The organism is Gordonia sp. p3-SID1431, assembly GCF_025143765.1.
GTDB classification, from domain to species: domain Bacteria; phylum Actinomycetota; class Actinomycetes; order Mycobacteriales; family Mycobacteriaceae; genus Gordonia; species Gordonia hongkongensis.
Genome location: NZ_JAMBDT010000062.1, coordinates 17436 through 29836, shown reverse-complemented (window position 1 = coordinate 29836; position 12401 = coordinate 17436). Strand labels below are relative to the sequence as shown.

The following is a 12401-nucleotide window of genomic DNA, read 5'->3' as shown; positions in this document are numbered from 1 at the left end:
TCTCACCAGGCCCTTCGTGGCTCGTCGCTGGCGCTCCTCGCACCTCAGGGAGCAATGGTCATGTCGTTCCTTCGGATGAGGGAGCAGAGGGTGGCTCGCACCGCAAGGACCGTACGCATCAGCCCAGCGCCGCCGCGAGGCGACGCAACTGCTCGCGCGGGAAGCCCCGGTGGTCGGCTTGGAGCACCTGGACGCACACGTGATCGGCACCAGCCGATCGATGCTCGTCGATTCGCTTGAGGATCGCCGCGTCGTCGCCCCAGACGATCAGAGCGTCGAACAGGCGGTCGCTCACCGAGCTCAGGTCGTCCTCGGAGAACCCGAGGCGTCGAAGGTTGTTCGCGTAGTTCGGCATCGCGAGGTAGCCCTTGAGCCACTTCGTGCCGACGGCGCGCGCCTCGTCGCGGTCGGCGGCGAAGATCGCCGTCTGTTCCGGGGCCAGCAGCGGACCGTCGCCCAGGGTCTCCCGGGCGACCTTGGTGTGGTCCGGGGTCACCAGGTAGGGGTGGGCTCCTGCGGTCCGGTCGGCCGAGAGTTGCAACATCTTCGGCCCGAGGGCGGCCAGTACTCGTGCATCGGCCGGCACCGGCTGCGGTGCGTCGTCCAGACCGTCGAGGAACGCCTTCGTGGTCGCGAGCGGCTTCTGGTAGCGACCGGCTTCCTTCGCGTCGATCAACGGCGCGTGGCTGATCCCGAGGCCCAGGAGGAAGCGAGGACCGAACTGCTCAGTGAGGCGCGCGTGCGCGGCCGCGACGTCGTGCGGCTCGTGCATCCACATGTTGAGGATGCCGGTGGCGACGACGGCCTTCCGCGTCGCGCCGAGCAGGTTCTCGACCGAGTCGAGCACCGGACCCCCCACATCAGGGATCCAGAGGGCCGTGAATCCCAGGTCGTCGAGCTCGGCAGCCGCTTCGGCGGCCTCCCCGGTGTCTCCGTACCGTAGCGGTGAACTCCAGATTCCTACGCCGTCGAGTTTCATGTCGTCGACACTACCGATCGAGCGATCGGGCTGCGCCGAGGCGTCCGACCCGAGTCAGCTCTGTGTCGGTCGTCCCGCCGTCGCCTCCAGCCGTGCGTCCATGGCGGCCGTCATCCGCGTGAACACGTTGATCGCGACGACGCCCGCGACGATGAGGACGACACCGGCAACTGTCCCGAGGGAGTCGGTGACCAGTCCGGAGATGCCGATCGCGAGAACGTAGATCGGCACCCAACCGAACAGATGCATGATGCTCTCGGGCTTCTCGTCGGTGGCCCAACCCTCACGAACCGCAGCCCGGTAGGTCGCGTAGTCGGGATAGAACTCGGTGAAGGCGATCGCGAAGATCGTGCCGCCGATCTGGATGATCCATCCGGTCCAGAAGTTGTTCGGGTCGTCGAGCACCAGATCGCCGAATGCGCCCGAGATCGCGGCGACGCCGAAGCCGCCGACCCACGCCCAGGTGATGACGTAGTTGATGTGGATGAACAGCGGGCTGTCCCAGAATTCTCTCTCGGTGGTCTCCCGCGCGTACTGGAGCGTGAACGGCTGGCGCACGAGGATCGACCCCAGCGCGAAGGAGACCAGTGCGATGTTGGTCATCTCTCCGCCCCAGCGCTCCAGCCAGTCGATGACGTGGTCGGAGGCGAACAGCGCGATGATCGCCATCGTGCCGAAGTACGTGACGTCGAAGACCTCGAGGAGTTTGACACTCGTACCGCGCTTGTGGCCACCGATGACCAGGAGGAGTGACAGCGCGAACGCCGAGGCCGCGGCCTCCTCGAATCGACCGGGCCCCGCGAGCAGCGCCATCAGGATCCACGGGGACATGCCCGCGAACGGTGAGTTGAGGAACAGCGTCAAGGCGTGGCGGGCACCCGATGTCGGCGGCGGATCAGTCCGCGTCGAATCGCCCACCGGAGGATCGGGTTCGTTGCTCATTGCTGAATTGTGGGACGCGACGCGGTATTCCGCAGCATTTCCGGTTCGATGCGGCCCGAGCGGCGAGCCCGGGCCGCATCGAGGTCAGCAGGACGTCACACCATTCACGCATTGGGCGCGAGAACGACCGCCGCGTTGTGTCCGCCCATTCCGAGGGAGGTCTTGAGGGTCAACCCGCTGACCAGATCGGTTCGTCCGTCGAGCAATTGCGGGATGATCGCGTCGGCCACCCGCGGGCTCGCCGGGATCTCGCCCCGCTCGTAACCGAGGAGCGACGCGGCGAGTTCGACAGCTCCGGCAGCGCCCTGGCAGTGTCCGGCCAGCGGTTTCACCGAGAACACCTCGGCGTTGGGCACCATCGTCTCGGCGATGGTCGCCTCCGCGCGGTCACATTGGCGGGTCCCCGGCCCGTGCGCGTTGAGGTAGCGGATCTGGCGGCCGTCGACGCCGGCCATCGTGAGCGTCTGCTCCACGCACGAACGGACGCCGGTCAGTTCCGGATCGATCGACGTGACGTGGAAGGCGTCGTGGGACATCGACCCGCCCAGCACATCTGCGTAACCGTCGGCGGCACGGTTGGTCATCGTGAACGCGATCGCCGCCTCGCCGAAGGTGAATCCGCGGCTGCCTTCCTGGAACGGGCGGCACGCGTTGAGCGCATCGGTGTCGGTGATGGCGACACCGAGCTGTACGAACATCGCCACGACCTCGGGCCGGGCCGACAGGTCGGTCGCCACCACGACGACGTCGTCGACGAGATCGGAGTCGAGCCACGATTTCGCGGTGACGATGGCCGCCGAGCCGGAGGTGCACATGGCCGACACCGTGATCGCGGGTCCGTGGAAGCCGTACTCCTGCATCAGCAGAGACACCGGCGTCGACGGGGTGACCGAGAGGTACTGCCGTCCGGTGTACTGGCCGACGCCAGAGGTGACGATCGGGTACATGTCGAGGTCGCCGAGCACGCAGGCGTGCACGAGTCCCACCCTCGACCCCGGGGTCCAGCCGCGCGCCATCGCGTCCTCGATGGCCTCACGCGCCGCGGCACGCATCGCGCGCGAGAAGCGGGTGCGACCGTCGGACTGCTGCCCACCGTCGGGCACCCGCACGATCCACCCGGGCTCTGCGGTGTCGTCAGACGCCTCGGCACCGGTCGTCTGACCACCCGTGAACCCGAAACCCTGATGGAGTGCGGCCGCCGACTTGCCGGAGACGAGACCGCTCCAGAGTGCGTCGCGGCCCCAGCCGTACCCCGTGACGGCTCCCAGGCCGGAGATGGTCGAACGTTGAATCGTCATGATCGTGAACTTTCTGTGTGATATGCGATGGGGTGAGATCCATCGCGGCAGCCCTCGTGGGCGACCCGCCCTCAGGATCCCGCGCAAACCCGACATTTGACCAGTTCACGCAGGTATTCGACGCTCGAATACCCAGTTGGCGCACACTTGCATCACGCAGCGCCCATATTTCGAAGCCGCGTGGGGGAGGATGGGCATCGGGGGGATGACGATCGGAGGGGGCGGCGCGGTGGGACGACCGAGGGCTGACGGCGATGACCGGCCCGGACTCGTCGCGCCGGATGCCGAACCCATGGCCCGTCCCAGTGACGCCGCCGTCGCCGAGCGGTATCGCCTACTCCTCGAGTTGAGCCCGGACGCCATCGCGGTCCATCAAGACGGCCTGATCGTCTACGTGAACTCGGCAGCGCTGGCGTTCGCTCGCGTCGACGAACGCGACGCCATGCTCGGACGGTCCATCGCCGACTTCGTCCATCCCGACGAACTGCCACAGATGCTCGATCGGATCATCGGCATGGGGGAGGAGGCCGGCGCGTCGACCGTGCCCGAAGAAGTGGTGATGGTCGACGCGCACGGGGTCACCCGCCCCATGGAGGTGACGTCGGTGCGCACCGTCTGGCAGGACAAGCCTGCGTATCAGGTGATTTTGCGGGACATCACAGCTCAGAAAGCGATCGAATCGGCCCTGCGACGACAGGCGGCGCTCCTCGACCACGTCAGCAACGCGGTGATCGCCGTCGACAACCACATGACGGTCACTTCCTGGAACCCGGCCGCTGAGCAGATGTACGGCCTGCGGGCGTCCGAGGCGATCGGACAAAATATCGACGACGTCGTCGGAGCGCACGTCGATCCCCACGCGGCGGTGGCGCTGGGCGGAACCGTCGACCAGTTGCACCGGCGTTCCGACAACGGACGGTCGTTCCTCGCGCACACATCGATCACCACTATGGACGACGGCTTTCTCATCGTCGCGGAACCGACTCGTCGACCCCTCATCGAGCGCCTCGGCACGATCCTCGCCGCCCTGCACCAGGCGGTCATCGTCGTCCGCGAAGACGGGCACATCGAACTGGCGAACCCGGCGGCCGGAACCATGATGGGTTCCGGGGCGAGCCCGGGCGCGAGCGTCCACGAACTGCCCCTGGATTTCATCGCGGGCGAGTCACCGATCGCACAGTGCCTGCGCACCGGCGAGGCGGTCACCGACGCCACCGCGACGATCACCACGCCGCTCGGCGAGCGCTGGCTGTCATGCAGTTGCCGGCCCATCGACGACGACGGCGCCGAGGTCGTCGCCCTGGTGTCCTTCGTCGACATCACCGACCGCTATCGCGAGACGTCCCAGCTGGCATGGGAGGCCGTACACGACCCGTTGACCGGGTTGTACAACCGGTCGGGCATCATTCGCGAACTCGAGTCGCACATGGCCCGACTCGATGAAGAGGAGAACGCCTGCTGCGTCGCGATCTTCTACATCGACCTCGACAACTTCAAACTCGTCAACGACTCGCTCGGGCATGCGGTGGGTGACGAGGTACTGCACGCGGTCGCGCAGGGATTGGCGACGGCGACCCCCGAGGAGGCCGCGGTGGGCCGGATCGGGGGCGACGAATTCGTCCTGGTGGCCACCCTCGGGATCGCGTGTTCGGCCGAGGAGATCGAGCAGCAGATCGACAAGATCCGCGGGGCGGTGTACGAGCCCATAGCGGTCAGTATTCGCAGCGAACCCCTCAAGGTGGAGGCGAGCATCGGCGTGGCAACGGTCAAGGCCGGTGACGAATACACCGCCACCGATCTGCTGCGCGACGCCGACATCGCGCTGTACCAGGCGCGCAAGGCCTCTCGGGCACGCTACGTCCGGTTCGAGACGCAGCATCGGGAGGAACTCCAGCGCCGGCAACGTATCGAGGAAGAACTGCGCCGGGTCCTCGACACCGACACCGGTCAGCTCGAGATCCACTACCAACCGATCGTGTCGACCGGCGACGGCACGCTGGTGGGGCTGGAAAGCCTTCTGCGCTGGCGTCACCCGGAACTGGGTTCGATCTCGCCGACCGAGTTCATCCCGCTCGCAGAAGGATCCAATCTCATCGACCGGGTGGGGAACTACGTGCTGGAGACCGCGGCCGCCGAGGTGGCCGCCGTACCGGAACTGCGTCGGGTGATGTTGTGTATCAACGTCTCCCGTCGGGAGCTCACCAACGGCCAGTTCCCGACGCGGCTCCGCGACACGATGGCCCGGTCGGGCATGGACCCCGCGGCGTTCTGCCTCGAGATCACCGAGAGTGCGCTCGATCCACTCGACGGGGACCTGCTGACCCTGCTGGGCGAGGTGCGCGATCTCGGGACCCAGGTCTCGCTGGACGATTTCGGCACCGGAGCGTCGTCGCTGAGCGAGTTCTACCGACTGCCGGTCAGCGTGCTGAAGACCGCGAAGTCGTTCGTCGACGCCCTTGACGAGCACCCCAGTGCGAAGTCGATCCTGGCCGGCATCGTCACGATGGCGCACGCCGCGGGCATGCGGGTCGTCGCCGAGGGAGTCGAGACCGAGTCGCAGGCAGCCACGGTCGCCGAGGTCGGTTGCGACCTCGCGCAGGGCTATCACTTCGGGCGTCCCGCCCCGCTGGCCGACGTGATCGGGTCCGGAGTCCGGATCCGGGCGAATCCCGGTGTCTGGGAGACCGGCTGACCTGTCCGCGCCAGACCAACACTGTCACCGAGGCGTCCCACGCCATACCGTGGGGCGTATCTGCGCTATGCATGCGACTGTGTCCGTTACCGTCAGACTCGGCGATGCACGCGAGTAGATTGATCGCCACGTCGATCACCCGGCGTCCATGCAACCGGACAGCGAGGTCACGGACATGACACACATTCTGCGGTGGACTCCTGCAACGCTCTGGACGGCGTCATGACCGACGCGGAGCGGCAAGTCGCCGAGCAACACACGGCGAAGGTCATCGGTGTCACGGTCGCCGCGGCGGTCGGTGGCTTCCTGTTCGGTTTCGACAGCTCGGTCGTCAACGGCGCCGTCGACTCGATCGAAGCGGACTTCGGCCTCGGCAAGCTGATGACCGGCTTCGCCGTCGCGATCGCGTTGCTCGGCTGTGCGCTCGGCGCATGGTTCGCGGGCCGATTGGCCGACGTGTGGGGCCGCAAGCGCGTGATGCTGCTCGGCTCCGCGCTTTTCATCATCAACTCGATCGGCACCGGTTTCACACAGACCATCCCGGACCTGCTCTTGTGGCGTGTGCTCGGCGGTATCGGCATCGGTATCGCATCGGTGATCGCTCCCGCATACATCGCCGAGATCGCTCCGGCCCGCTTCCGCGGCGCCCTGGGGTCTCTGCAGCAGTTGGCGATCACGATGGGCATCTTCGCGGCGTTGCTGTCCGACGCTCTCCTCGCGGACAGCGCGGGCGGCGCGTCGAACGACTTCTGGTGGGGCCTCGAGGCGTGGCGGTGGATGTTCCTCGTCGGTGTCGTGCCCGCCGTCGTCTACGGTGTGCTGGCGCTGCTGATCCCGGAGTCGCCGCGATACCTGGTGGGCCGCAACCGTGATGCCGAGGCGGCCCGGATCCTGCAGGAGGTGACGGGCGAGGAGAACCCGCTCGAGCGGGTCAAAGAGATCAAGCTGACGGTCAAGCGCGAGGCGAAGTCGTCGATCAGGGACATCGCCGGACCGTCGTTCGGGCTGCACCCGCTCGTCTGGGTCGGCATCTGGTTGGCCATCTTCCAGCAGTTCGTCGGTATCAACGCGATCTTCTACTACTCGACGACGCTGTGGCAGTCCGTCGGCTTCTCCGAGGCCGACTCGTTCAAGACATCGGTGATCACCGCCGTCATCAATGTCGTCATGACCTTCGTGGCGATCCTGTTCGTCGACCGCATCGGGCGGCGGAAACTGCTGCTCGGCGGTTCGGTGGGCATGTTCATCGGCCTGCTCATGGCGTGTATCGCGTTCACCCAGCAGATCGGCGAGGGCGAGAACATCACCCTGCCCGATCCATGGGGTGTGGTCGCACTGATCGGCGCCAACCTGTTCGTGGTCGCCTTCGCCGCGACGTGGGGCCCGGTGATGTGGGTGATGCTGGGGGAGATGTTCCCCAACCGCATCCGTGGTGTCGCCCTGGGCGTCTGCACGGCCGTGAACTGGGTCGCGAACTTCACCATCTCGATGCTGTTCCCGCCGATGACCGAAGCCGTCGGACTCGGAATCATCTACGGCTTCTTCGCCTTCTGCGCCGCGGCCTCGTTCTTCTACGTCCTCCGGAAGGTCGAGGAGACCAAGGGGATGGAGCTCGAGCAGATGGATTCGGTGGCAGAGGCGCGACTGTCGCAGTTCACTGCGGTCCGTGCGGCGAAGGACAAAGCCTGAATGTTCGATCTGCGTGAGCTCTCCAGCCGCGTCGTCGCCGCCCCCATGGCCGGTGGTCCGAGCACCCCGGAACTGGTGGTGGCCGCGGCATCGGCCGGCGGTGTCGGCCAGCTCGCCGCGGGGTACCTGACCCCCGACAAGGTGCGCGCCGACATCGCGGCCGTGCGGACGGCCGGCACCGAGGTCTTCGGTGTCAACATCTTCGTTCCCGAGGCGGAGCCGGTGAACCGCGACGACCTCGCCCGCTACCGCGCCGAACTCGTCCCGTATGCGCGAAGTCTGGGCGTGACGCTTCCCGAGGTCGAGGACCTGGGCGAGGACGATGATCACTTCGACGACAAGATCCGGCTGGTGTGCGACGAGCGGATTCCGCTCGTGTCCTTCGCGTTCGGGTGTCCCGCACCCGAGGTCGTCGCCGAATTGCACCGGCACGGGTGCAGTGTCGGGGTCACGGTCACCACGGCCACGGACGCCGAGATCGCCGGTCGAGCAGGGGCCGACTGGCTGTGCGTGCAGGGTCCCGACGCCGGTGGCCATCGGTCGGTCTTCGACCGCCGGAGCACTCCTCCGACAGAGCCGCTCGACGACTTGATCCGCGCGGTCGCCGACCGGGTGCCGCTGCCGATCGTGGCGGCGGGTGGGATCTCCACGTCGGCCCGGGCCGACGAGGTCCGATCAGTGGGAGCTGTTGCGGTGCAGGTGGGTACGGTTCTGTTGCGGACCGCCGAGGCCGGCACCAAACCCGCGCACGCGGCGGCTCTCGCCGATCCGGACCGAACCGATACCGTGGTCACCTGGGCGTTCAGCGGCCGACCGGCACGCGCCCTGCGAAACCTGTTCACCGACAGGTTCTCCGACGCCGCGGTGGCCGAGTACCCGGCCGTCAACACGTTGACCGGCGGCATCCGACGCGCCGCCAGCAACGACCCCGACGGGATCAACCTCTGGGCCGGGAGCGGATACCGCGACGCCGTCGAGGAGTTGGCCGTCGAGACCATCGCCCGGCTCGGGTGATCGAGGAGATCTCTGTTCCCTGAGGAGCGCCCGGAGCTTGCGGAGGGCGCGTCACGAAGGGTGTGCCACGCATCTCGCCAGGACCCTTCGAGGCTCGTCGCTATCGCTCCTCGCACCTCAGGGAGCAGGGGTGGTGGGCTTCTTTCGAATCAGGGAGCGAAGGGGTCGCGCTCCTCCCACCTCAGTGCGGGTCCTGCTCGTTCAGCGTCGCCACGACGTCGGCGTAGTCGCCGCGCGCCTCACCCCACCGCAGGAACTTCACCCGCTCGACGAGCAGTTCGGTGGCGGCGGGTTGCGTGCCGATCAGATGGACGACCTCATCGACGAATTCGTCGAGGGGCATGGCGAAGTCGCTGTCCCGTTGACCCGGCAGCAGGTCGGTGCGAACCGCCGGCGGCACGAGTTCGACGACGTCGACTCCGGTATCGGCGAACTGCAGGCGCAACGATTCACTCAGCATGTGGATCGCCGCTTTCGTGGCGTTGTAGGTCGGCGTCACCCGGAGCGGGGTGAATGCCAGGCCCGAGGACACGGTCATGATCGTGGCGGACGGTCGAGACCGCAGGTGGTCGATGAACGCGCCGATCAGACGGATCGGACCGAGGAGATTGGTGGTGACCATTGCCTCCGCGGCATCGAGGAAACCTGCCGGGGACGACCAATCCTCCGCCCGCATGATGCCGGCCATCGCGACAAGCACGTCGAGGTTCGGGTGTTCGGCGATGACCTTCCGTGCAGCGGACTCGACACTGGCCGGGTCGGCGACATCGATCGCGACGGTGTGCAACCCGGGGTGTTGCGAACGGATACGGTCGAGGAGTTCGGTGCGCCGCCCGCCGACGATGACGGTGTTGCCCGTGTCGTGCAGACGGGTCGCAAGTGCCAAGCCTATCCCGCTGGTCGCTCCGGGGATGAAGATGGTGTTTCCGGTGAGGTTCATGTCATCGAGTCTCGGATCCGGCGGGCGAGTCATCCAGAGCGCAACCATCGGGGGATCGCCGATCCCTGGCAACGCGGTACCGACGCCGTGATACTGGCCTGATGGATCGTGATGCGCTGGCCGGGTTCCTCGTGAGCCGACGCAACAGTCTGCAACCATCGGATGTCGGTCTGCCGGGGGGCGCCCGGCGACGCACGACGGGTCTTCGACGCGAAGAGGTGGCGCAGCTCGCCACGATGTCGACCGACTACTACACCCGTCTCGAACAATGCCGCGGCCCACAACCGAGCACCCAGATGCTGGCGGCGCTCGCTCGCGCACTTCGCCTCACCGCCGATGAGCGGGACTACCTGTTCCGGGTAGCCGGACACAGCGCGCCGGACCGGATGGCGGCCTCGGACCACATCGCGCCCGGACTCCTGCGGGTACTGGACCGGCTCACCGACACCCCCGCCCTCATCCTCTCGGCACTGGGGGAGACCTTGGTCCAGAATCATTGCGCGCGAGCGCTGTTCGGTGACACCGACCATCTCGTCGGAATGGATCGCAGTGCCATCTACCGGTGGTTCGTGTACCCCGACGAGGAACGCGGCCGCTACCGGGCTGATGATCACGGGCGACAGAGCCGTGCGCAGGTCGCCTCGCTCCGTGCCGCTTACGGCGTCATGGGCGCCGATTCCCGTGCCGGAGCGATGGTCACGGAACTTCGACGCCGCAGCAGCGAGTTCGCCACACTCTGGGACACCCACATCGTGAGCAGACGCTTCGAGGACCACAAGATCCTGATCCATCCCGAGGTCGGCGCGATCGAGGTCGACTGTCAGGCGCTCTTCACCGAGGACGAAACCCAGGTTTTGCTCGTGCTGACTGCAGCGCCGCGAACGGACGCAGCGGGAAAGATCGAATTGCTCAACGTGCTGGGCACACAAGAACTCGGACTCGATCCGCGCTGACCGTCTGGCTCCGGGGGACTATGTCGAACCGGTGCCACGAGTGTTGATCCGCCTCCCGATCGCGGACACCTGGCGAAGCTGCGCACGCGTCAGGCGGTCGATCACGAGCTCACGCACGTTGGTCACATACCCGGGAGCGGTGGCCACCACTTTCTCCCAACCCGACTCGGTGAGAACGGCATTCGTGAATCGACCGTTCTCGGGGCACGGATGGCGCCGAACCCATCCCCGCTTCTCGAGTCTGCCGACCACATGCGAGAGCCGGGACAGCGAACCGTAGGACAGTTCGGCGAGCTGGCTCATACGCAGGGTGCGGTCAGGGGCCTCGGACAGCGCTGCCATCACCTCGTACTCGAAGTGGGTGATCTGGGCGTCACGGAGAAGCTGGGCGTCGAGGGCGTGGGGGAGACGGGCGAGCGCGGTTGCCACCTGGATCCAGGCGTCCATTTCCTCGTCGTCGAGCCAGTTCGGCTCTGGGGCAGTGGACATCTGCGCAGTGTATACGAAGTGATCACGTCCGTGATCAGGTTGACGCATCAAGTGTCAACACCTAGCCTTCACTTGATACTTCAAGTCACAACCATCTAGTGAGGCGGCTCAGTCATGACCAACCCCATCGTCCGCAGTGCGGGCATCCTCATCGGACGCGTCGCTCTCGGCGTCATCTTCCTGGCCCACGGCCTGCAGAAGTTCCAGCAGAACGGCTGGACGGGACCGCAGACCGGGTTCGACATGATGGGTGTTCCGGCCGCGTCCTTCTCGGCGTTCGTCGTCACGTGGCTCGAAATCCTCGGTGGCATCGCCCTGATCGTCGGGCTGCTGACCCCGATCGTCGCCGCCCTGTTCACGCTGGACATGATCGGCGCGCTGTTCATCGCACACGTCGACAACGGCATCTGGGTCTCCGACGGTGGTTACGAGTTCGTGCTCGCCCTCGGTGCCGGCGCACTGCTCCTGGCCGTGATCGGCGCCGGACGTTTCAGCGTGGACGCCGCGCTGGGGTCGAAGGTGCGCTGGCTCGCCGCCGACGACACCCGGTCGCGCGATCTGGTCGGCACCTCGCGCTGACCCATTCGCTCCGCTCCCGGAACCCGGTTCATGCGCCCCGGTCCGCACCACCCTGCGGACCGGGGCGTTCGCCGTCCGCGGTCCTCGCCTACAGTCCCAGTAGGGCGTCGAGTGGAATGAGAGCTATGACCTGGCTGATGCTGATCGCGGCGATCGCCTCGGAGGTCGCGGCGACGTTGTCACTCAAGGGTTCACAGACCGAACCGATGCTGTACGCGGTGGTCGCCGTCGGTTACACGTTCGCGTTCATACTCCTGGCCGCAGTCCTGAAGCGCGGCATGGGCATCGGCGTGGCCTACGGCATCTGGTCGGCGTCGGGCGTCGCACTCACCGCGGTACTGGCGACCTGGATCTTCGACGAGCCCTTCGGATTCCTGATGGGAATCGGCATCGTGTGCATCATGATCGGGGTTTTCCTCGTCGAGACCGGCCACCGGCCACCCGTCGACGCGGGCACCGACTCCGCCGCTTCGGGGGTCTGACCGTGGGATATGTCTTCATCGTCGCCGCCATCGTCGCCGAGGTTACCGGGACCCTCGCGCTGCGTGCCGCGGCGACCGGTCGACCGACCTTCTACGGAGTCGTCGTCCTCGGGTATCTGACGGCGTTCGTCGCGTTGACCCTCGGGCTGCGGCACGGCGTGCCCCTCGGTGTGGCGTACGGCATCTGGGCGGCGGCCGGGGTCGCAGCCACGGCCGTCGCCGCACACTTCCTGTTCCGCGAACGCCTCAACCGACGCACGGTGGCCGGCATCGGGGTGATCATCGTCGGTGTGCTGCTCGTCGAATTGGGCGCGCTGCACTGAGTTCCGGCGTCGCTGACGTCG

General features: G+C 66.8%; 12 protein-coding genes. 7 read left to right on the top strand and 5 right to left on the bottom strand.

Annotated features, from left to right (window positions below):
- Positions 1-118 precede the first annotated feature (118 nt).
- The 3 genes from M4D77_RS15635 to M4D77_RS15625 all read right to left on the bottom strand — a co-directional run bounded on the left by M4D77_RS15635 (position 119) and on the right by M4D77_RS15625 (position 3219).
- A complete protein-coding gene (locus tag M4D77_RS15635) occupies positions 119-979 on the bottom strand; it encodes an LLM class F420-dependent oxidoreductase (protein ID WP_259936636.1) in 861 nt (286 codons plus the stop codon).
- A gap of 54 nt (positions 980-1033) precedes the next feature.
- Complete coding sequence (locus M4D77_RS15630) at positions 1034-1921, bottom strand: hypothetical protein (RefSeq protein WP_259936635.1); 888 nt, start codon at positions 1919-1921, stop codon at positions 1034-1036.
- Positions 1922-2025: 104 nt separating this feature from the next.
- Positions 2026-3219, bottom strand: a complete 1194-nt coding sequence (locus tag M4D77_RS15625; protein ID WP_259936634.1) for a beta-ketoacyl synthase N-terminal-like domain-containing protein — start codon at positions 3217-3219, stop codon at positions 2026-2028.
- 292 nt (positions 3220-3511) lie between these two features.
- Here M4D77_RS15625 and M4D77_RS15620 point away from each other — a divergent pair, with 292 nt between their 5' ends.
- The 3 genes from M4D77_RS15620 (at position 3512) to M4D77_RS15610 (ending at position 8614) form a co-directional block, all read left to right on the top strand.
- Positions 3512-5911 (top strand): EAL domain-containing protein, encoded by a 2400-nt coding sequence (locus M4D77_RS15620; protein ID WP_242697094.1) that lies wholly within the window; start codon positions 3512-3514, stop codon positions 5909-5911.
- A 222-nt stretch (positions 5912-6133) separates the two neighbouring features.
- Positions 6134-7600 (top strand): sugar porter family MFS transporter, encoded by a 1467-nt coding sequence (locus M4D77_RS15615; RefSeq protein ID WP_259936633.1) that lies wholly within the window; start codon positions 6134-6136, stop codon positions 7598-7600.
- Positions 7601-8614 carry a nitronate monooxygenase family protein gene (locus M4D77_RS15610; RefSeq protein ID WP_259936632.1) on the top strand — a complete coding sequence of 338 codons (1014 nt, stop codon included), beginning with the start codon at positions 7601-7603 and terminating at the stop codon, positions 8612-8614.
- A 181-nt stretch (positions 8615-8795) separates the two neighbouring features.
- On the opposite strand, the gene M4D77_RS15605 is transcribed toward M4D77_RS15610, so the two are convergent.
- On the bottom strand, positions 8796-9554 hold the full coding sequence (locus tag M4D77_RS15605) for an SDR family oxidoreductase (protein ID WP_068972499.1): 759 nt from the start codon (positions 9552-9554) through the stop codon (positions 8796-8798).
- 101 nt (positions 9555-9655) lie between these two features.
- Here M4D77_RS15605 and M4D77_RS15600 point away from each other — a divergent pair, with 101 nt between their 5' ends.
- Positions 9656-10507 carry a helix-turn-helix domain-containing protein gene (locus M4D77_RS15600; RefSeq protein WP_058250525.1) on the top strand — a complete coding sequence of 284 codons (852 nt, stop codon included), beginning with the start codon at positions 9656-9658 and terminating at the stop codon, positions 10505-10507.
- A gap of 18 nt (positions 10508-10525) precedes the next feature.
- Here M4D77_RS15600 and M4D77_RS15595 read toward each other — a convergent pair whose 3' ends face one another.
- Complete coding sequence (locus M4D77_RS15595) at positions 10526-10996, bottom strand: MarR family winged helix-turn-helix transcriptional regulator (RefSeq protein ID WP_068972501.1); 471 nt, start codon at positions 10994-10996, stop codon at positions 10526-10528.
- Between the two features lie 114 nt (positions 10997-11110).
- On the opposite strand from M4D77_RS15595, the gene M4D77_RS15590 reads away from it, so the two are divergent.
- From M4D77_RS15590 to M4D77_RS15580, 3 genes are all read left to right on the top strand, one after another.
- Positions 11111-11575, top strand: coding sequence for a DoxX family protein (locus tag M4D77_RS15590; RefSeq protein WP_165630026.1), 465 nt, complete (start codon positions 11111-11113; stop codon positions 11573-11575).
- Positions 11576-11700: 125 nt separating this feature from the next.
- Positions 11701-12057 carry a multidrug efflux SMR transporter gene (locus M4D77_RS15585; RefSeq protein ID WP_259936631.1) on the top strand — a complete coding sequence of 119 codons (357 nt, stop codon included), beginning with the start codon at positions 11701-11703 and terminating at the stop codon, positions 12055-12057.
- A gap of 2 nt (positions 12058-12059) precedes the next feature.
- Complete coding sequence (locus M4D77_RS15580; RefSeq protein ID WP_259936630.1) at positions 12060-12380, top strand: multidrug efflux SMR transporter; 321 nt, start codon at positions 12060-12062, stop codon at positions 12378-12380.
- Positions 12381-12401: the final 21 nt, after the last annotated feature.